The following is a 19,617-nucleotide window of genomic DNA, read 5'->3' as shown; positions in this document are numbered from 1 at the left end:
TGCCCAGTCACCAGCGCGTTACATTCTCAAGGCAACCGGTCAGCGTCGCTTGGCCATCGCTTCGATGAAGCGATCAAACAGTGGCGCAACGTCGGTCGGACCCGGGCTCGCCTCAGGGTGACCCTGGAAGCTGAAGGCGTCCTTGTCGGTGCGTTCGATACCTTGCAGGCTGCCGTCGAACAGCGATTTGTGAATCGCGCGAACATTGCCTGGCAGGGTCGCTTCGTCCACCGCAAAACCGTGGTTCTGGCTGGTGATCATGACAACGCCGGTATCCAGATCCTGAACCGGGTGGTTCGCACCATGGTGACCCAGGGCCATCTTGATGGTCTTCGCGCCAGAAGCCAGTGCCAGCAATTGGTGACCCAGGCAGATGCCAAACACCGGAATGTCGGTTTCCAGCACATCCTTGATCGCCTGAATCGCGTAGTCGCATGGCTCTGGATCGCCAGGACCGTTGGACAGGAACACGCCATCCGGATTCATCGCCAGCACATCACTGGCCGGAGTTTGCGCAGGCACAACAGTGACCCGGCAACCGCGCTCGACCAGCATGCGCAGAATGTTCAGCTTGACGCCGTAATCGTAGGCCACAACGTGATACTTCAAGTCGCTGGCGGCGATTTCAGGGCTGCTGTCGGTCTGCAACGACCAGACGCTGGTGCGCCACTCGTAGCTTTCCTTGACGCTGACGACTTTCGCCAGATCCATGCCCTTGAGGCCGGGGAAGCCGCGTGCAGCTGCAATGGCCGCTTCGTCGGAGATGTTGTCGCCGGCCAGGATGCAGCCGTTTTGTGCGCCTTTCTCACGCAGGATGCGGGTCAGGCGGCGAGTATCAATGCCTGCGATGGCAACGACGCCGTTGGCTTTGAGGTAGTCGCCAAGGGACATCTTGTTGCGCCAGTTGCTGGCTACCAGCGGCAGGTCACGAATGACCAGGCCTGCAGACCAGACGCGATCCGATTCGGCGTCTTCCGGCGTAGTGCCAGTGTTGCCGATATGTGGATACGTCAGCGTGACGATTTGTTGGGCATAGGAAGGATCGGTAAGGATTTCCTGATAGCCGGTCATGGCAGTGTTAAACACCACCTCACCAACGGTTTGACCGTCGGCTCCAATGGCTTCGCCGCGAAAAATGCTGCCATCAGCAAGGGCGAGTATGGCTGGCTTAGTCAAGAAGACCTCCCGTAAGTAAAGCCTGAAAGGGCGTTCGCAGTTTGCAAAAAAGCGGAATGACGTATAGACACGTCACCCCGCTTTCTTATCGAATCATCTGCGCGCTTTTAGTGGACACACTAAAGCTGTAGCTTACAGAAAAGCCCTGTTTTGGTCTACCGGCAATGAGGCGAAAAGACGGGGGAATGCGACAGAAGTTCAATCGGCGGGGGTAAAACAGGGTCAAAACTCACGCTTATGGTGAGTTTTGACCCTCGATTGCGTGATCAGAACGATCAACGCAGGTCCAGCACGTCCTGCATGTCGTACAAGCCAGGCTCGCGCCCCTCAAGCCACAGAGCGGCCCGAACAGCGCCTTTGGCGAAGGTCATGCGGCTTGATGCCTTGTGGGTGATCTCGACGCGCTCACCATCGGCGGCGAACAGCACGGTGTGATCACCGACTATATCGCCGGCGCGAATGGTCGCGAAACCGATGCTCTGGCGATCCCGCGCGCCAGTCTGCCCTTCACGCCCGTAGACCGCGACCTTTTCCAGATCACGACCCAGGGCGCCGGCGACCACTTCACCCATGCGCAGCGCCGTACCGGACGGCGCATCGACCTTGTGCCGGTGATGCGCTTCGGTGATTTCGATATCGACATCATCGCCCAGCACGCGAGCAGCCGTGTCGAGCAATTTCAGGCACAGGTTCACACCCACGCTGAAATTGGCGGCGAACACGATCGGGATATCCTTGCCCGCTTCAGCCAGGCGCTGCTTCTCTTCAGCACTGAAGCCCGTAGTACCGATAATCATGGCCTTGCCAGCCTTGCGGCAGAACGCCAGATTTTTCAGCGTCACGGACGGATGCGTGAAGTCGATCAGTACGTCGAATTCATCGACAACCTTGGCCAGATCACCCGACAACGGCACGCCAATTCGACCCAATGCAGCCAGCTCGCCCGCATCAGCACCTACCAGCGTGCTGTCCGGACGATCGATCGCGGCAGTCAAACCGGCGCCCGGCGCCTGCTGAACGGCCTCGATCAGAATTTTGCCCATGCGCCCGGCGGCGCCCATCACAGCTATACGTCGCATGCCTTGCTCCCGTTGAATGCGCTTACAAATCGCCGAAGAAACGTTTCATACCGTCGAACCAACCGGTGGCTTTCGGCGAGTGCGAGCTGTCACCTTCCAGCGTTGCACGGAACTCTTCGAGCAATTCGCGCTGACGACGGCCGAGATTGACCGGAGTTTCCACAGCGACACGGCACATCAAGTCGCCTGCACCGCCGCCACGCACCGGAGCAACGCCCTTGCCACGCAGGCGGAACTGCTTGCCGGTTTGCGTACCCTCGGGAATCTTCAGCTTGACCCGACCATCCAGCGTCGGCACTTCCAGCTCACCGCCCAGTGCAGCATCGGTAAAGCTGATCGGCACTTCGCAATACAGATGCTTGCCATCGCGCTGGAATATCGCGTGTTCGCGCACGTTAATCACGACATACAAGTCGCCGGTCGGACCGCCTTGAGCACCCGCTTCACCTTCGCCGGACAGACGAATGCGATCACCGGTATCAACGCCAGGCGGCACTTTCACGGACAGGGTCTTGTATTCCTCGACACGGCCTTCGCCATGACAGGAATCGCACGGATCGGAAATAACCTTGCCATGACCATGGCAGCGCGGGCAGGTTTGCTGCACGGAGAAGAACCCCTGCTGCATGCGCACCTGACCAATACCGCCGCACGTCGGGCAAGTCACTGGCGAAGAGCCTTTCTTCGCACCCGAACCATCGCACGGCTTGCAGTTGACCAGCGTGGGTACACGGATATTCACCGTGGTGCCACGCACAGCTTCTTCGAGGTTCAGTTCGAGGGTGTAACGCAGGTCGCTGCCGCGCTGAGCGCCGCCACGTCCGCCGCCACCGCCACGACCACCGCCGAAGAAGTCGCTGAATACATCGCCGAATATATCGGAGAAGTTCGCACCGCCCGCGCCGCCGCCGAAACCACCGCCACCCATGCTTGGGTCAACGCCGGCATGGCCGTACTGGTCGTAGGACGCGCGCTTGCTTGCATCGGACAGCACTTCATAGGCCTCGTTGGCCTCTTTGAACATGTCTTCCGACGCTTTGTCGTCAGGGTTGCGATCCGGGTGATGCTTCATCGCCAGACGACGATAAGCCTTTTTCAGATCCGCTTCGCTGGAGCCTCGCTCCACCCCCAATACTTCGTAATAGTCACGCTTTGCCATAATTCTTCCGCACTCTTGAGGACGTTCGGCAAAACCCTCCTGAGCTTCGCCAAACTCGTTGAGCCCCATACAGGCCCGGACCCAACTCACGTCAATTCAACGATCCTGGTCTTCGTTCAACAGCCAGTCACCTGACCGAGAAAGCGGCAGAACAAGCCACCATGCAGGAGCATCGCGACCTTGCCACAGGGCTCGCGCAGTCAAGCCGCAAGCCATCAAAAAATTCGTCTAGGCCAGACACGCCAACGCGGGAGCAAGCTCCCGCGCGGCGACATCCTACCAGTGGCCACTCGCAAGCGGTCAACTGGCGCTCAAGTGAGCCTGCGCTTACTTGTGGTCTTTTACTTCTTCAAACTCTGCATCAACAACGTCGTCAGCAGGCTTGCCTTCTTCCTTCGCGGCCTTTGCACCGGCTTCCGGCTGTTCAGCCTGATCGGCGTACATTTTCTGCGCAACCGGAGCGGACACTTTGGACAGCTCTTCGACCTTGGCGTCGATGGCAGCCTTGTCGTCGCCTTTGATGGCGGCTTCCAGGGCAACCAGCGCAGCTTCGATTGCGGTTTTTTCTTCCGCAGTCACTTTCTCGCCAGCGTCGGAGATCATTTTGCGAGTCGAGTGAACCAGTGCGTCGCCCTGGTTACGGGCCGCTGCCAGCTCTTCGAACTTGCGGTCTTCTTCAGCATTGACTTCAGCATCACGAACCATCTGCTGAATCTCTTCCTCGGACAGACCGGAGTTGGCCTTGATCACGATGGACTGCTGCTTGCCGGTAGCCTTGTCTTTGGCGCCTACGTGCAGGATGCCGTTGGCATCGATATCGAAAGTCACTTCGATCTGCGGAACGCCGCGTGGCGCTGGTGGAATCTCGGCCAGGTCGAACTTGCCCAGGGACTTGTTCTGGGCAGCTTGCTTACGCTCGCCCTGCAGAACGTGAATGGTCACTGCACCCTGATTGTCGTCGGCAGTCGAGAACACCTGGGATTTCTTGGTAGGAATCGTGGTGTTTTTCTCGATCAGCGCGGTCATCACGCCGCCCATGGTTTCGATACCCAGCGTCAGCGGGCTGACGTCCAGCAGCAGAACGTCTTTGACGTCGCCAGCCAGAACCGCACCCTGGATAGCAGCGCCCATGGCAACGGCTTCGTCCGGGTTGACGTCTTTACGTGCTTCTTTGCCGAAGAACTCGGTAACCAGCTTCTGAACCAGCGGCATACGAGTCTGACCACCGACCAGAATCACGTCGTTGATCGCGTTGATTTCGATACCGGCATCTTTCAAGGCAATGCGGCAAGGTTCGATGGTGCGCTGAACCAGGTCTTCAACCAGCGATTCCAGCTTCGAACGGGAGATCTTCACGTTCAAGTGCTTAGGACCGGTCGCATCTGCAGTGATGTACGGCAGGTTGACGTCGGTCTGCATGCTCGAAGACAGCTCGATCTTGGCTTTTTCAGCAGCTTCTTTCAGGCGCTGCATCGCCAGCGGATCACCCTTGAGGTTCATGCCGCTTTCTTTCTTGAATTCGTCTACGAGGTAGTCGATCAAGCGGATGTCGAAGTCTTCACCACCGAGGAACGTGTCACCGTTGGTTGCCAGAACTTCGAATTGATGCTCGCCATCGACTTCAGCGATTTCAATGACCGAAACGTCGAAAGTACCGCCACCCAAGTCATAAACGATGACAGTGTGGTCGCCTTTCGCTTTGTCCATACCGTAGGCCAGTGCGGCTGCGGTAGGTTCGTTGATGATGCGTTTTACGTCCAGGCCCGCGATACGGCCGGCATCCTTGGTCGCTTGACGCTGGCTGTCGTTGAAGTAAGCCGGAACAGTGATGACTGCTTCAGTCACCGCTTCGCCGAGGTAGTCTTCGGCAGTTTTCTTCATCTTTTTCAGGATTTCAGCGGAAATCTGCGGCGGAGCCATTTTCTGGCCGTTGACTTCGACCCATGCGTCGCCGTTGTCAGCCTTGACGATCTTGTAAGGGACCATCTGGATGTCTTTCTGAACCACTTCTTCGTCGAAACGACGACCGATCAGACGCTTCACCGCGTACAGGGTGTTGTGCGGATTGGTCACTGCCTGACGCTTGGCCGACTGACCGACGAGGATTTCGCCGTCGTTGGCGTAAGCAATGATCGAAGGCGTGGTACGCGTGCCTTCGGCGTTCTCGATAACCTTGACGTTACCGTTTTCCAGAATGGAGACGCAGGAGTTGGTGGTCCCCAGGTCGATACCGATAATTCTGCCCATCTTTTGACTCTCCCGAAACTTTGATTGGGTTGCCGCAACTGCGCTTACACATTGCGGTAGCTCTTAAACGCTTGGCCTATAAATGGGGGCCAGACAGCTGATTTCAAGCCTGCTCGTCAATTGACGGCTGAACAGGCGATGGTGCCTTGCTGACCACGACCATAGCCGGGCGCAGCAGGCGACCATTAAGCTGGTAACCCTTCTGAAACACTTTCAAAACGCTGTTTGGTTCGACATCCGCGCTCTCCTGCATGGCCATTGCCTGATGGTGCTCGGCATTGAATGGCTGGCCGTGCGGCTCGATTGCTTCCAGCTGATAACGCTTGAGCGTGTCGTGAAACATCTTCAACGTCAGCTCGATACCTTCACGCATCGGACGAATGTTTTCGTCGTTCGCATCGGACAACTCAAGGCCACGCTCAAGGCTGTCGACGATAGGCAGCAGGTCGCCAGCAAATTTTTCGAGAGCGAATTTGTGTGCCTTTTCGACATCCTGTTCTGCACGGCGGCGGACATTCTGCAGATCCGCAGCCACTCGCAGGGACTGGTCCTGTGCCGCAGCCAGCTGCTCTTCAAGCACTTGCACACGAGTTACCAATTCTTCACCGGAAGCTGCATCGGCAGCCTGGTCCTGGGTCTGCGCATCCAGATTCTGTTCGTCAGCCATAGATTTCTCCTTTCAAAAACATCCGCGAGCTCAACTCGCGCTTCTGTCCCCCTATATGGGAGCGGATTTTTCAGCTTCAAGGGCTAGTGAGGCGAGATCGAGCAATACCCTTACGAAATTTCTGACATAGCCCAAGTCCTTATGGCGCTTGAAAAAATGCCCCGATGGGCTAAAAAAATCTGTGCCGCAACTGAATCAGGCAAAAAAACGCCGTTGTCACCGGCAAATAAAACACTGTATAAATAACCAGACAAATCGCCTGGGAGCCACTCCATGCTGGTGCACCTTTCCGTACACAACTACGCCATCGTTGAACATCTCGATCTCGAGCTGGACCGAGGCATGAGCGTAATCACCGGCGAAACCGGTGCTGGCAAATCGATCATGCTCGATGCGCTGGGCCTGACCCTCGGGGATCGCGCCGACAGCGGAGTCGTTCGTCCCGGCGCGGACAAGGCCGACATCCTGGCCACCTTCGATCTGGCCGATATTCCCGAAGCCAGCATCTGGCTGCAGGAGCGCGACCTGGACAATGACGGGCCGTGCATCCTGCGCCGGGTCATCACTGCCGAAGGTCGCTCGCGGTCCTACATCAACGGCACGCCCTGCCCGCAAGGCGACTTGAAAGCCCTAGGCGAGCTGTTGATTGATATCCACAGCCAACATGAGCATCAGTCCCTGCTCAAGGCCGACACTCATCGCCGCCTGCTGGACGAATACGCCGGCGCGACTGATCTGGCACGCCAGGTTCAACTCGCCGCGCAACGCTGGCGGCAGACCCGCCAAGAGCTTGACCGACTGTCAAACTCGGGCGACGAACAACGCTCACGTCACCAACTGCTGAGCTATCAGCTCGAAGAGCTGGAAAGCCTGAGCCTGGGCGAAAACGAGCTGGAACAGCTGGAGCAGGAACACAAGAACCTGACCAACGCCGAAAGCCTGCTGAGCATTTGTCGGCAAGTGGTCGAGCAGTGCAGCGAAAATGATTCCGGCAATGTGCTCAATGCGCTGACCGCCAGCCTGCATCGCCTGAGCAGCGTCAATGACTCGCCCACCGCGCTGAGTGAAGCGACCAATCTGCTGTCCAGCGCACAGATTCAGGTCGAGGAAGCGGTCGGCGAACTCAACCGCTTTCTGGACCACTTCGACGCTGATCCGGCACGCCTGCAACAGCTGGAAGAGCGGCTCGACGCGATCTATACCCTGGCGCGCAAACATCGCATCCAACCCACTGAAGTCGCCACGCTGCAACAGAAGCTGCTCGATGAAATCGAAACGCTGAACGCCAACGACGAAGCCATCGAACGCCTTGAACACGAACTGGCGGCCTTCGCGCGGCACTATAAAGAGAGGGCGCGGGAGCTGAGCGACTTGCGGCATCGCTCTGCGCCTACGCTGGCGCATGCGGTCGAGCAGGAAATTCAGCGGCTCGGCATGCCCGGCGGGCGCTTCAGCATTGAACTGCGGGTCAACTCCGAGAAAGAACTGCTGCCCAATGGGCTGGAACTGGTGGAATTCCTGGTCAGCGCCAACCCGGGTCAACCGCTCAAGGCTTTGGCCAAGGTGGCTTCCGGTGGCGAACTGTCACGCATCAGTCTGGCGATTCAGGTGATCACCGCGCAGACGTCGCGGGTACCGACGCTGGTATTCGATGAAGTCGATGTGGGCATCGGCGGACCGACGGCCGAAATTGTCGGCCAACTGCTGCGACGCCTGGGTGATCGCGGTCAGGTCATGACCGTAACGCATTTGCCGCAAGTCGCAGCGCAAGGCCACCAGCATCTGTTCGTGCACAAGGTCCGCGACAGCGATGTCACCCGCACGGCTGTGTCGAAGCTCAGCAAGACCGAACGCATCGAAGAAGTCGCACGCATGCTGGGCGGTATCGACCTGACCAAAGAGTCGCTGGCGCATGCGAAGAAGATGGTGGTGACGGCCAGGAGCTGAGCGAACGCAGGCCCTGTTGAGCGAGGCTTGCCCGCGAAGAACGATAACGCGGTGGGTCTGGTCCTCCATCGAGGCGCCTGATTCGCGGGCAAGCCTCGCTCCAACGAAGCCACGAAAACGCACAAAGGCGACCCTAGGGTCGCCTTTGTTGCTACATCAAAAAAGGTTTAGACCTTTTTCTTGCGCACGTAGAGCACCAAGTTGTGATCCACCAACTCGTAACCGTGCTTCTCGACAATCGCCTTCTGAAGCTTCTCGATTTCTTCTTCGAAGAACTCGATGACTTCGCCGGATTCCACGTTGACCATATGGTCATGGTGGCCGCCGTCAGCCAATTCGAATACTGCATGACCGCCGTCGAAATTGTGGCGAACCACCAATCCGGCAGCTTCGAATTGCGTCAGTACACGGTAAACCGTGGCCAGACCGACGTCCTCGCTAGCCTCCATGAGCGCCTTGTAAACATCCTCCGCGCTCATGTGACGCTGCTCGGCGGAATCGAGCATCTGTAGAATTTTGACCCGTGGCAGGGTCACCTTTAGTCCGGCTTTTCGTAGTTCGCTATTTTCAACCATGGTCAGCTTTCTCACAGACGCTGCTTCGCAGCTTCTCTTAATGCAGGTATGATCGGGGTTTACGTTGTCCCAGCCAAGATAGTGGAAGTCGCCCACCGATGCAAAACACCAAGCTCCTGCTAACCAGTTTCACCCTTGTGGGACTGCTCGCACTCGCCGGTTGTTCATTCCCCGGGGTTTACAAAATCGACATCCAACAGGGCAATGTCGTCACGCAAGACATGATAGACCAGTTACGGCCCGGAATGACCCGACGGCAAGTACGGTTTATCATGGGCAACCCTTTGCTGACTGACACATTCCACGCAGATCGCTGGGATTACCTGTACAGCCTGCAGCCTGGAGGTGGCGAACGCCAGCAAGAGCGCGTGAGCGTTATCTTCAATGGCAATGACCAGCTCGTCAGCCTCTCCGGTGACTTCATGCCGGGCGTTAGCCGTGACGACGCCATTCTGGGCCGCGATAACGGCACTACGGCGCCTGCCGGCAATGTCGAGCAGCCGAAAGCCGAAGAGCCGGCCAAGCCTGGTTCGCTGCTTGAGCAGATCCAGCAGGATGTGGATAAAGTCGAAACCGTACCGGTGCCGACTCAGGAACCTCTGGAAACATCGCCGCAGTAATTGTCATTCGCTGCGACAACAAAAAGCCCGGCGTGCCGGGCTTTTTAGTCTCTGCGGATCGGTGAACCGCTAATTCTGCTCCCGGTCCTGGCGTGCCTTGGCCGCTTTAGCCGCACGTAACCGTCGCACTTCTTTCGGATCAGCCAGCAACGGGCGATAGATTTCGATCCGCTCGCCCTCTTTCAGTGTCCGCAACTCAGCATTCGCCACCACTTTTCCGAAAATGCCTACAGCACATTGCGCCAGATCCAGCTCTGGAAACTCCGCTCCAATGTCAGACAAGAGCAGCGCCTGACGCACCGTGGTGCCCGCAGGCACTTTGACACAGAGCATCAGTTGTCGGTCGACAGCGGCGTAAACCACTTCGACCGTGATTTCGGCCTCAGCCATGCAGTTCTTTCGCCCGCTGGCAGAACGCATCAACCAGCGTGTTGGCAGCCTGGTTGAACAATGGCCCAAGGGTGGCGCGAACGATGGGACCGGCATAATCGAACGACAGATCCAGGCTGATCTTGCAGGCTTTTTCGCCCAGCGCCTTGAACGTCCAGACGCCGTGCAGCTGGTTGAATGGCCCTTCGACCAGATCCATCACGATCGACTGCCCAGGTACGAGCGTGTTTTGCGTTACAAAATGTTGGCTGAGCCCGCCTTTGGCGATTTCCAGGCTGGCACGCATGCGTTCGTCGCTTGCCTCCAGCACCTTCGCCGAAGAACACCAGGGCAGAAACTCGGAATATCGAGCCACGTCATTTACCAGGTCGTACAGAGCTTGAGCCGGATAAGGCAAAAGGGCGGAGCGTTGAATATGCGTAGTCATGTCAGCGTCACTTCCAAAGCTGAGCGGCAAACACAACAAGAATGCCGAACGGCGCCACATAGCGCATCAAAAAGAACGTCAAGGCGAACAGCACCGGGCTGCGGATCGACAGTTCGTCACGCACTGCCTCGCGGCCCATCACCCAACCTGCGAATACCACGAAACACAAACCACCCAGCGGCAGCATGATCCGCGAAGTGAAGAAATCGATGACGCCGAAAAAGTCCAGGCCCCCGGCTGCGCCCCATTGATAGAGATGGAATACGCCGCCATCGTTCACGAAAAATTTGGCCTGCTGCCAGATGTTGAACGAAAACACGGTGCCAAGCCCGACGAACCAGCAGCTGAATGCCAGCCAGAACGTGACCCAGGCGCGGCGGATTTTAGTCCGCTCCACCAGATACGCAACCATTGGTTCAAGCAGAGAAATCGCCGAACTCCAGGCCGCTACCGCCACCAGGACGAAGAACACTACGCCCATTAGCTGACCGAACGCTACGTTGCCGAAGGCAAATGGCAAGGTCACAAACATCAGACCGGGGCCTTCGCTCGGGTTCAGGCCAGCGGCAAAGACGATGGGAAACAACGCCAGCCCGGCCAGCAGCGACACGAACGTATCCAGCAAGGCAACGCCAACGATAGTCCCGGAAATCGACGAGTTCTTCGGCATATAAGCGCCGTAGATCATGATCGAACCGACACCGACGCTCAGGGAAAAGAACGCGTGGCCCATGGCAGGCAGCAAACCGTCGAGCAGCCTGGACGGATTGAAGTCGAACATGAAATGCACGCCTTCCATGAAATGCCCGGTGGTCAGGCTGTAGCCCAGCAGAATCACCATCAGGATAAACAACAGCGGCATCATGATCCGCAGGCTGCGCTCAAGCCCGGCTACCACGCCCTTGGCGATAACCACCGCCGAAAGCAGCATGAAGATTGTGTGCCAGAGCACCAGACGCCACGGATCGGCGATCACGTTACCGAAATAAGCGCCAACCTTATCCGCCGTAACGCCCTGGAAATCCCCGCGCCCCATGTCGATGATGTAATCCAGCGACCAGCCGCCCACCACGCTATAAAAAGACAGGATCAGCAGCGCGGTGATCATTCCGGCAAAAGCGCCCCAGGACCAGCGTGCTGAGTGCCCGGCCTCGATCGCCAATACCTTCAAGGCATTGGCCGGGCTCAAACGCGAGCGACGGCCGATCAATGTCTCGGCGAGCATCACCGGCACGCCGATCAGCACGATGCAGGCCAGGAACACCAGTACGAACGCACCGCCGCCATAGATGCCGACCATGTAGGGGAATTTCCAGATACTGCCCAGGCCCACGGCAGAACCGGTCGCTGCCAGAATGAACACCCAGCGGCTTGCCCAGCCGCCATGGACCGAAACCTTGTCCGTCGACATCGTAGACACGTCCAACCAAAAAAAGAGACGCATTGTCCGGGATTCAATCAACCTGCTCAAGCACGCAGCTTCCCCATAGCCGATATCGAAGCGAGTCCCTATAATGCGTCGCCTATGGCTAAGCTCAAGAAACAACCCACAGGGACCATCGCGCAAAATAAAAAGGCGCGTCACGATTACTTCATCGAACACAAGTTCGAGGCCGGTCTGGTCCTGGCTGGCTGGGAAGTAAAAAGCCTGCGTGCCAACAAGGTACAGCTGGTCGACAGTTATGTGCTGCTCAAAGATGGCGAGGCGTGGCTGATGGGTAGCCATATCTCACCGTTGACGACTGCAAGCACACACGTCATCGCTGACCCGACACGCACCCGTAAACTCCTTCTGAACCAGCGTGAGCTTGAGAAGCTCATTACGTCGGTGCAGCAGAAAGGCTATGCCTGCGTAGCCCTTTCCATTTACTGGAAAGCGCACTTGATCAAGTGCGAAATTGCACTAGGCAAAGGCAAGAAGGAATATGACAAGCGCCACACCGAGCGGGAACGCGACTCTGATCGCGAACTGCAACGGGCCGTGCGCAGCAAGGGCAAGGATGATTAGGCTGCCCGTTTTGTAGGAGATTTCGCCGCGCTGTCGACACGGCGCTGCCGTCCAGCAAAACCGGCTCCAACGAGCATTTCAACTCGATGGCTGTGCGTTGTTTAAACTTGTTCGCGAAGCAGTATTCCTGATCACGCGGGACCTACGCCTCGCCAACAAGCTGGCTCCTACAAGATTTGCAGCTCACATCCCATTGCGCCGCTCTGCCCGAGCGGTGCGTTGCACCTGCTGGCGCACTTCCTCCAATACCTCCTGCACATACAGCAAATGACGGCTGGACACTTCCCGCGCGTCTTCGCCACGGCCTTCGATGATCGCCAGATACAGCTCGCGATGCTGACTGATCAGCATGTCCCGGGTTTCCGTGCGCTGTTTGTACATCCCGCCGATATTGATCAATACGTTGCGCTTGAGCAGATCGAACAACCCGCGAATCGTGTGCAGCAACACGGCGTTGTGGCTGGCTTCAGCAATCGCCAGGTGAAAGCTGGCATCGGCCGCGCTTTCTTCAACACGACTGACTTCGCCTTCTCTTGAGTAGCAATCCTGCAGCGCTTCGAACGCCATGCGCAGGCGCTCGCGATCCACATCGGTGGCACGAATCGCGGCGTAATATGCACAGGACGCTTCGAGGGTGTGGCGGAACTCCAGCAAATCGCGTTGGGCATCCGGGCTGCTTTCCAGCAGATGCAACAGCGGATCACTGAAGGTCGATCCGAGATTTTCCACCACATAATTGCCGCCGCCCTGGCGACTGATCAGCAACCCCTTGGCCGTGAGTTTCTGGATCGCCTCGCGCAGTGATGGGCGGGACACACCAAACTGTTCCGCAAGCGCACGCTCGGCGGGCAAACGCCCTCCCGATTTCAACGTACCTTCAAGAATCATTCTTTCCAGCTGCTCGACAATATCGTCGGACAAACGGCGCTGGCGCACCTGATCAAAGCCCATAAATCCTCGCTTCACACCCCGAACACTTGTCGGGACTGCCTATTCTGGCTGATTACCGTCGGCTCGACACCTGCCAGATGCTGCTGAAATCAACCCATCAGGACTGCTTTTCCAGCCGTATCCGACCAAAGTCGTAGTACGGCAAATTGACACACCACGGCCAAGGCTTTTACCCTAGCGCCAAGTCATTGTAAATTGGTATTACCAATTAGCCAATGCCAGCGTTTTGAAGGCTAACTTCTTCAGCGCTGCAAGACCTTTCGAGCGAAAGGCTTGAACTGGTGGACCCTGTGATTCGTTCGTCACTATCGACAAGACGTTTGCTGGCATAACGTCGAATCGAAGCTGCGCACGTGGACATGGCACACCAGGCCTAACCAAAAATAATTAGGGGCCACCCACATGCAGACCTGGCAACAACTCTATAACCCTCTGGGCAGCCTCGGCCTTTCCGCCGCCGCCGCACTCATCCCAATCGTGTTCTTCTTTCTGGCCTTGGCGGTGTTTCGCCTCAAAGGTCATATCGCAGGCAGTATCACGCTGGCGTTGTCAGTGCTTGTGGCGATTTTTGCTTTCCAGATGCCAGCTGACATGGCCCTCGCGGCTGCCGGATACGGCTTCGCGTATGGCTTGTGGCCCATTGCCTGGATCATCGTGGCTGCGGTTTTTCTCTACAAACTGACCGTCAAGAGCGGCCAGTTCGAGATCATCCGCAGTTCGGTCATGTCCATTACCGATGACCAGCGTCTGCAAGTGCTACTGATCGGCTTCTGCTTCGGCGCGTTCCTGGAAGGTGCCGCCGGTTTCGGCGCACCCGTGGCCATTACCGCTGCGCTGCTGGTCGGCCTGGGTCTGAATCCGCTGTACGCGGCCGGCCTGTGTCTGATCGCCAACACCGCACCGGTTGCGTTCGGCGCGTTGGGTATTCCAATCGTAGTGGCCGGTCAGGTTTCCGGGATCGACCCTTTCAAGATCGGCGCCATGGCCGGTCGTCAACTGCCGCTGCTGTCGCTGTTCGTACCGTTCTGGCTGATGTTCATGATGGACGGCCTGCGCGGCGTCAAGGAAACCTGGCCGGCTGCGCTGGTGGCAGGCTTGAGCTTCGCGATCACTCAGTACCTGACGTCCAACTACATCGGCCCTGAACTGCCGGACATCACCTCGGCGCTGGTCAGCCTGGTTTCCCTGACCCTGTTCCTCAAGGTCTGGCAGCCACAGCGCGCCGCAGATTCCGAGTTCGTGGCCGCCACCGCTGACGGCGCGGCAATCCTGGGCAATCCGGGCGGTTTCGGCCAGCCACGCACGTCGGGCAAATCCCCTTACACCTTGGGGCAAATCCTCAAAGCGTGGTCACCGTTTCTGATCCTTACCGTAATTGTCACCATCTGGACACTCAAACCGTTCAAGGCCATGTTCGCCGCCGGTGGCGCGATGCAGGCGTGGACCATGAACTTCGCCATTCCGCACCTTGACCAACTGGTCATGAAAGGCGCACCGATTGTTGCCAAGGCGACGGCGATGCCCGCCGTCTACAAGTTCGATCTGATCGCAGCGTCCGGTACTGCCATTCTGTTCTCGGCGATCCTGTCGATGATCGTGTTGAAGATCAGCGCCGGTACTGGTCTGACCACTTTTAAGGAAACGTTGAAAGAATTGCGTTGGGCCATTGTGTCCATCGGCATGGTGCTGGCCTTCGCCTTCGTCATGAACTACTCGGGTATGTCTTCCACGTTGGCGCTGGTATTGGCTGGCACTGGCGCAGCCTTCCCGTTCTTCTCGCCATTCCTGGGCTGGCTGGGCGTATTCCTGACCGGTTCCGACACGTCCTCCAACGCGCTGTTCGGTTCGCTACAGGCCACGACTGCGCACCAGATCGGTGTCAGTGACGTGCTGATGGTCGCAGCCAACTCCAGCGGTGGCGTGACCGGCAAGATGATTTCGCCGCAATCCATAGCAGTGGCGTGCGCTGCCACCGGGCTGGTGGGCAAGGAATCGGACCTGTTCCGGTTTACTCTCAAACACAGCCTGTTCTTCGCCACCATCGTCGGCTGCCTCACCTACGCCCAGGCCTACTGGTTCACCGGCATGCTGGTGCACTAAAAATGAGACAAGCGCCGGGTGCGTCAATGCGCGCCCGGCGGCTACTTATCAGGCTATTTACAAGAGATTGCGAGAGCCCATGATCATTTCCGCCTCCACTGATTATCGTGCCGCAGCGCAACGCAAGCTGCCGCCGTTCCTGTTTCACTATGCCGACGGTGGCGCTTACGCCGAGCACACCTTGCGTCACAACGTATCGGACCTGGCCAGCATTGCCCTGCGCCAGCGGGTCCTGAAGAACATGTCAGAGCTGAGCCTGCAGACCACGTTGTTCGGCGAAAACCTGAGCATGCCGGTTGCGCTGGCCCCCATCGGACTTTGCGGGATGTACGCCCGGCGCGGCGAAGTACAGGCGGCGCGTGCGGCGGCAGCCAAGGGCATTCCATTTACCTTGTCCACCGTTTCGGTGTGCCCCATCGAAGAAGTCGCGCCTGCCATCGACCGCCCCATCTGGTTTCAGCTCTACGTACTCAAAGACCGCGGCTTCATGCGCAATGCCCTGGAGCGGGCCAAGGCCGCCGGGGTCAAGACCCTGGTGTTCACGGTCGACATGCCGGTGCCGGGTGCTCGTTACCGCGACGCCCATCACGGCATGAGCGGCGCGAACGGTCCGCAGCGGCGGATTCTGCAAGCCATGACTCACCCACAGTGGGCCTGGGACGTTGGCGTCAAAGGTCGCCCGCATGACCTGGGCAACATCTCCGCCTACCTTGGCGCGCCTACGGGCCTGGCCGACTATATCGGCTGGCTGGGGGCGAATTTCGATTCGTCGATTTCATGGAAGGATCTGGAGTGGATCCGCGAAACCTGGGACGGGCCGATGCTCATCAAGGGCATCCTCGACCCCGAAGACGCCCGGGACGCAGTGAAATTCGGCGCTGACGGCATCATTGTTTCCAACCATGGCGGCCGCCAGCTCGACGGTGTTCTGTCGAGTGCCCGCGCCTTGCCGGCCATCGCCGATGCAGTGAAGGGCGACCTGAAGATCCTCGCCGATTCCGGCATTCGCAGCGGTCTGGATGTCGTGCGAATGATTGCCCTGGGTGCCGATGCCGTGCTGATTGGACGCGCATTCATTTATGCCCTGGCGACCCATGGCGAAGCGGGCGTGAAGAACCTTCTCGACCTGTTCGAAAAGGAAATGCGCGTGGCCATGGTGCTGACCGGGGCCAAATCCATCAGCGAGATATCTCGCGATTCACTCGTCCGTGAACTGGGCGCCTGAGCGCCTGCACCCACGCACGCGGCTCGCCAGAAGCCGCGGCGCCCCGAACCTGACTTCCTGAGGAAGACCGCATGAGCCTGCCCGCCTCCTTCCTGAACGATGTCCATCATCTGGTCCCGGCCAACCGACGCTTCGACGACCCGCTGTCGACGCTCGCCTTTGGCACCGACGCCAGCTTCTATCGCTTGATTCCCAAGCTGGTGATCCGCGTCGAATCCGAAGACGAAGTCGTGGCCCTGCTCAAACTCGCGCAACAGGCAAAAGTCCCGGTGACCTTTCGCGCGGCGGGCACCAGCTTGTCGGGGCAAGCCATCAGCGATTCGGTTTTGCTGGTGCTCGGCGACAACTGGAACGGCCGCGAACTGCGTGACCAAGGTACGCAAATCCGCCTGCAACCCGGCGTGATCGGTGCCCAGGCCAATGCCTGGCTGGCGCCGTTTGGCCGCAAGATCGGCCCGGACCCAGCCTCGATCAACGCCTGCAAGATCGGCGGCATTGTCGCCAATAACGCCAGCGGCATGTGCTGCGGTACGGCGCAGAATACCTATCACACCCTGGCAGGCATGCGTCTGGTGCTCGCCGACGGTACATGCCTCGACACCGAAGACCCGTCCAGCGTCGCCGCCTTTCACAGCAGTCATGCCGACTTGCTGCAGCAGCTGGCGCGACTGGGCCGGGAAACCCGCGCCAACACCGAACTGGCCGACAAGATTCGCCACAAATATCGCCTGAAAAACACCACCGGCCTGTCCCTCAATGCGCTGGTGGATTTCGACCAGCCGCTGGATATTCTCAGCCACTTGCTGGTCGGCTCCGAAGGCACACTGGGTTTTATCAGCGCAGTCACTTACGACACCGTGGTCGATCACCCGAACAAAGCCTCGGCGCTGATTGTGTTTCCAGATGTTGAAACCTGCTGCAACGCCGTCACCGTGCTGAAAACCCAGCCGGTGGCGGCTGTCGAGCTGCTGGATCGCCGCAGCATGCGTTCGGTACAGGACAAACCCGGCATGCCTGGCTTCGTCCGCGAACTCTCGGAAAACGCCTGCGCGTTGCTCATCGAAGCCCGCGCCGCCAGCCGGGATTTGCTGCACGAACAATTGGCGCAGATCATGACGTCCCTGGCGGCGTTTCCCGTCGAAAAGCAAGTCGACTTCACCGAAGATCCGCTGGAAAACGCGCGCCTGTGGGCGATCCGCAAAGACACCTTTCCCGCTGTCGGCGCCGTGCGGCAAACCGGCACCACAGTGATCATCGAAGACGTGACCTTCCCGGTCGAACAGCTGGCCATCGGCGTGCGGCGCCTGATCGCGCTGTTCGACAAGCATCATTACGACGAAGCGATCCTGTTCGGCCACGCGCTGGAAGGCAATCTGCACTTCGTCTTCACTCAGGGTTTCAATAATCCCGAGGAAGTCGCGCGTTACAAAGCGTTCATGGATGACGTGGCACAGCTGGTTGCCGTCGAGTTTGGCGGCTCGCTCAAGGCCGAGCACGGCACCGGGCGCAACATGGCGCCTTTCGTCGAACTGGAATGGGGCCACGACGCCTATCAACTGATGTGGCAGCTCAAACGCCTGCTCGATCCCAACGGCATTCTCAATCCCGATGTGGTCCTCAGCGAAGATCCGCAGATCCACTTGAAGCACCTCAAGCCGTTGCCCGCGGCTGACGAAATTGTCGACAAGTGCATCGAATGTGGCTTCTGCGAGCCGGTCTGCCCGTCGAAAGGCCTGACCCTCAGCCCGCGCCAGCGCATCGTTATCTGGCGTGACATTCAGGCGAAGAAACGCGCGGGTGTCGACACCACAGACCTGGAGCGTGACTACCACTACCAAGGCATCGAAACCTGCGCTGCGACCGGCCTGTGCGCGCAACGCTGTCCCGTTGGCATCAACACCGGCGAGCTGGTCAAGAAACTGCGCGCTCAGGGGGCCAAACACGCCAAGGCCGCCGGTTGGCTGGCGCACAATTTCAAGACAGCGTTGCAAGGTGCGCGCTTTACCCTGCACGCCGCCAATGGCGCGCGGATGCTGCTCGGCGCACCGAGGCTGGCGAAACTGTCCGGCGCGTTAAGCAAGGCTTCCGGCGGACGCGTGCCGCAATGGTCACCGGCCATGCCTCAGGCGGAACATGCGATTCGCTTCACCCCGCCAGTCGAAGATCAGCGTCCGCGCGTGGTGTATCTGGCGGCCTGCGTTTCCCGGGTCATGGGCCCGGCAGCCGGTGACCGCGAGCAGACATCGTTACTCGACAAGACCCGCAGCCTGCTGGAAAAAGCCGGTTACCAAGTGGTGTTTCCCGACAATCAGGAAAGCCTGTGCTGCGGACAACCCTTCGAGTCCAAGGGCTACAAGCAACAGGCCGACGACAAACGCCTGGAATTGCTGGCCGCGCTGAGCAAAGCCAGCCGTGGCGGGCTCGATCCGATCTATTGCGACACCAGCCCGTGCACGCTGCGCCTGGTGCAGGACCTCAAAGACACTCGTTTGGATCTATACGATCCAGTGCGTTTCATTCGCACGCATCTGCTGGACAAGCTGACCTTCACACCCCAGCAGGAAGCCATCGCCGTGCATGTGACTTGCAGCACGCAGCATCTGGGCGAAAGTCAGGCACTGATCGAGTTGGCGCGGTTGTGCAGCGTCAACGTGGTGATTCCGGAAGGCATTCACTGCTGTGGCTTCGCTGGCGACAAGGGCTTCACCACGCCAGAGCTGAACGCCCACTCGCTGCGCAGCCTCAAGGACGCGGTGCAATTCTGCAATGAAGGCATTTCCACCAGTCGTACCTGCGAGATCGGCCTGTCACAACACGGTGGCATCGACTATCACGGGCTGGTGTATCTGGTGGATCGCGTCACCCAAGCCAAAACCGTTTGATCCCATCACAGGGGCCGAGAATCGCCCCTTTTTGGTGCTTTTTGACCGTAATGTGGCGTTTACAAATAATCGCGAAAAGAAATAGAACCCCTGCGTTTCAGCACAGTCAGTTTGTTTAAGCCCCGCAAATGAATTGGGGTTATCGACAAACCTCGGACATCGGC

At 58.5% G+C, this 19,617-nt stretch carries 16 protein-coding genes; 6 read left to right on the top strand and 10 right to left on the bottom strand.

Annotation, left to right across the window (positions count from 1 at the left end; translation table 11 throughout):
* Window positions 1–39: 39 nt before the first annotated feature.
* The 5 genes from carA to grpE all read right to left on the bottom strand — a co-directional run bounded on the left by carA (window position 40) and on the right by grpE (window position 6,328).
* The gene (carA, locus tag AABC73_RS04490) at window positions 40–1,176 is read right to left on the bottom strand and encodes a glutamine-hydrolyzing carbamoyl-phosphate synthase small subunit (RefSeq protein WP_341522631.1); all 1,137 of its coding nucleotides are present in this window, start codon (window positions 1,174–1,176) and stop codon (window positions 40–42) included.
* A 275-nt stretch (window positions 1,177–1,451) separates the two neighbouring features.
* Complete coding sequence (gene dapB / locus AABC73_RS04485) at window positions 1,452–2,255, bottom strand: 4-hydroxy-tetrahydrodipicolinate reductase (protein ID WP_341522630.1); 804 nt, start codon at window positions 2,253–2,255, stop codon at window positions 1,452–1,454.
* 22 nt (window positions 2,256–2,277) lie between these two features.
* Complete coding sequence (gene dnaJ / locus AABC73_RS04480) at window positions 2,278–3,414, bottom strand: molecular chaperone DnaJ (RefSeq protein ID WP_341522629.1); 1,137 nt, start codon at window positions 3,412–3,414, stop codon at window positions 2,278–2,280.
* 327 nt (window positions 3,415–3,741) lie between these two features.
* Window positions 3,742–5,661 carry a molecular chaperone DnaK gene (gene dnaK, locus AABC73_RS04475; protein ID WP_065836092.1) on the bottom strand — a complete coding sequence of 640 codons (1,920 nt, stop codon included), beginning with the start codon at window positions 5,659–5,661 and terminating at the stop codon, window positions 3,742–3,744.
* A 103-nt stretch (window positions 5,662–5,764) separates the two neighbouring features.
* Window positions 5,765–6,328, bottom strand: a complete 564-nt coding sequence (gene grpE / locus AABC73_RS04470) for a nucleotide exchange factor GrpE (protein ID WP_341522628.1) — start codon at window positions 6,326–6,328, stop codon at window positions 5,765–5,767.
* A 273-nt stretch (window positions 6,329–6,601) separates the two neighbouring features.
* On the opposite strand from grpE, the gene recN reads away from it, so the two are divergent.
* Entirely contained in the window at window positions 6,602–8,275 is a 1,674-nt protein-coding gene (gene recN, locus AABC73_RS04465) for a DNA repair protein RecN (RefSeq protein WP_341522627.1), read from the top strand.
* Window positions 8,276–8,442: 167 nt separating this feature from the next.
* Here the strand turns inward: recN and fur are convergent, their stop codons facing one another.
* Window positions 8,443–8,850, bottom strand: coding sequence for a ferric iron uptake transcriptional regulator (gene fur, locus AABC73_RS04460; RefSeq protein WP_065836130.1), 408 nt, complete (start codon window positions 8,848–8,850; stop codon window positions 8,443–8,445).
* A gap of 98 nt (window positions 8,851–8,948) precedes the next feature.
* Here fur and AABC73_RS04455 point away from each other — a divergent pair, with 98 nt between their 5' ends.
* Window positions 8,949–9,470 (top strand): outer membrane protein assembly factor BamE, encoded by a 522-nt coding sequence (locus tag AABC73_RS04455; RefSeq protein WP_065836095.1) that lies wholly within the window; start codon window positions 8,949–8,951, stop codon window positions 9,468–9,470.
* Window positions 9,471–9,539: 69 nt separating this feature from the next.
* Here the strand turns inward: AABC73_RS04455 and AABC73_RS04450 are convergent, their stop codons facing one another.
* The 3 genes from AABC73_RS04450 to AABC73_RS04440 are packed head-to-tail and all read right to left on the bottom strand — an operon-like array spanning window position 9,540 to window position 11,698.
* Window positions 9,540–9,860, bottom strand: coding sequence for an RnfH family protein (locus tag AABC73_RS04450; protein ID WP_341522626.1), 321 nt, complete (start codon window positions 9,858–9,860; stop codon window positions 9,540–9,542).
* Complete coding sequence (locus AABC73_RS04445) at window positions 9,853–10,287, bottom strand: type II toxin-antitoxin system RatA family toxin (RefSeq protein WP_020293177.1); 435 nt, start codon at window positions 10,285–10,287, stop codon at window positions 9,853–9,855. Before AABC73_RS04445 ends, AABC73_RS04450 begins: the two co-directional genes overlap by 8 nt.
* Before the next feature lie 7 nt (window positions 10,288–10,294).
* Window positions 10,295–11,698, bottom strand: coding sequence for a sodium-dependent transporter (locus tag AABC73_RS04440; RefSeq protein WP_341522625.1), 1,404 nt, complete (start codon window positions 11,696–11,698; stop codon window positions 10,295–10,297).
* Between the two features lie 114 nt (window positions 11,699–11,812).
* On the opposite strand from AABC73_RS04440, the gene smpB reads away from it, so the two are divergent.
* A complete protein-coding gene (gene smpB, locus AABC73_RS04435) occupies window positions 11,813–12,295 on the top strand; it encodes an SsrA-binding protein SmpB (RefSeq protein ID WP_341522623.1) in 483 nt (160 codons plus the stop codon).
* A gap of 183 nt (window positions 12,296–12,478) precedes the next feature.
* On the opposite strand, the gene AABC73_RS04430 is transcribed toward smpB, so the two are convergent.
* Window positions 12,479–13,246, bottom strand: coding sequence for a GntR family transcriptional regulator (locus tag AABC73_RS04430; protein ID WP_020293174.1), 768 nt, complete (start codon window positions 13,244–13,246; stop codon window positions 12,479–12,481).
* Between the two features lie 402 nt (window positions 13,247–13,648).
* On the opposite strand from AABC73_RS04430, the gene AABC73_RS04425 reads away from it, so the two are divergent.
* From AABC73_RS04425 to AABC73_RS04415, 3 genes are all read left to right on the top strand, one after another.
* Window positions 13,649–15,346 carry a lactate permease LctP family transporter gene (locus AABC73_RS04425; RefSeq protein WP_341522622.1) on the top strand — a complete coding sequence of 566 codons (1,698 nt, stop codon included), beginning with the start codon at window positions 13,649–13,651 and terminating at the stop codon, window positions 15,344–15,346.
* A 79-nt stretch (window positions 15,347–15,425) separates the two neighbouring features.
* Window positions 15,426–16,571 carry an FMN-dependent L-lactate dehydrogenase LldD gene (lldD, locus tag AABC73_RS04420; protein ID WP_331150833.1) on the top strand — a complete coding sequence of 382 codons (1,146 nt, stop codon included), beginning with the start codon at window positions 15,426–15,428 and terminating at the stop codon, window positions 16,569–16,571.
* Between the two features lie 71 nt (window positions 16,572–16,642).
* Entirely contained in the window at window positions 16,643–19,453 is a 2,811-nt protein-coding gene (locus AABC73_RS04415) for an FAD-binding and (Fe-S)-binding domain-containing protein (protein ID WP_341522621.1), read from the top strand.
* Window positions 19,454–19,617 lie beyond the last annotated feature (164 nt).

This window comes from Pseudomonas sp. G.S.17, assembly GCF_038096165.1.
Taxonomy (GTDB): Bacteria; Pseudomonadota; Gammaproteobacteria; order Pseudomonadales; family Pseudomonadaceae; genus Aquipseudomonas.
This window is presented reverse-complemented; position numbering and strand designations above follow the sequence as displayed.

What these genes read in the sequence shown, in the direction of transcription:
- dapB (WP_341522630.1), bottom strand. Translation starts at nt 2,255, where the DNA reads ATGCGACGTATAGCTGTGATGGGCGCCGCCGGGCGCATGGGCAAAATT.
- dnaJ (WP_341522629.1), bottom strand. Translation starts at nt 3,414, where the DNA reads ATGGCAAAGCGTGACTATTACGAAGTATTGGGGGTGGAGCGAGGCTCC.
- dnaK (WP_065836092.1), bottom strand. Translation starts at nt 5,661, where the DNA reads ATGGGCAGAATTATCGGTATCGACCTGGGGACCACCAACTCCTGCGTC.
- grpE (WP_341522628.1), bottom strand. Translation starts at nt 6,328, where the DNA reads ATGGCTGACGAACAGAATCTGGATGCGCAGACCCAGGACCAGGCTGCC.
- recN (WP_341522627.1), top strand. Translation starts at nt 6,602, where the DNA reads ATGCTGGTGCACCTTTCCGTACACAACTACGCCATCGTTGAACATCTC.
- fur (WP_065836130.1), bottom strand. Translation starts at nt 8,850, where the DNA reads ATGGTTGAAAATAGCGAACTACGAAAAGCCGGACTAAAGGTGACCCTG.
- AABC73_RS04455 (WP_065836095.1), top strand. Translation starts at nt 8,949, where the DNA reads ATGCAAAACACCAAGCTCCTGCTAACCAGTTTCACCCTTGTGGGACTG.
- AABC73_RS04450 (WP_341522626.1), bottom strand. Translation starts at nt 9,860, where the DNA reads ATGGCTGAGGCCGAAATCACGGTCGAAGTGGTTTACGCCGCTGTCGAC.
- AABC73_RS04445 (WP_020293177.1), bottom strand. Translation starts at nt 10,287, where the DNA reads ATGACTACGCATATTCAACGCTCCGCCCTTTTGCCTTATCCGGCTCAA.
- AABC73_RS04440 (WP_341522625.1), bottom strand. Translation starts at nt 11,698, where the DNA reads ATGTCGACGGACAAGGTTTCGGTCCATGGCGGCTGGGCAAGCCGCTGG.
- smpB (WP_341522623.1), top strand. Translation starts at nt 11,813, where the DNA reads ATGGCTAAGCTCAAGAAACAACCCACAGGGACCATCGCGCAAAATAAA.
- AABC73_RS04430 (WP_020293174.1), bottom strand. Translation starts at nt 13,246, where the DNA reads ATGGGCTTTGATCAGGTGCGCCAGCGCCGTTTGTCCGACGATATTGTC.
- AABC73_RS04425 (WP_341522622.1), top strand. Translation starts at nt 13,649, where the DNA reads ATGCAGACCTGGCAACAACTCTATAACCCTCTGGGCAGCCTCGGCCTT.
- lldD (WP_331150833.1), top strand. Translation starts at nt 15,426, where the DNA reads ATGATCATTTCCGCCTCCACTGATTATCGTGCCGCAGCGCAACGCAAG.
- AABC73_RS04415 (WP_341522621.1), top strand. Translation starts at nt 16,643, where the DNA reads ATGAGCCTGCCCGCCTCCTTCCTGAACGATGTCCATCATCTGGTCCCG.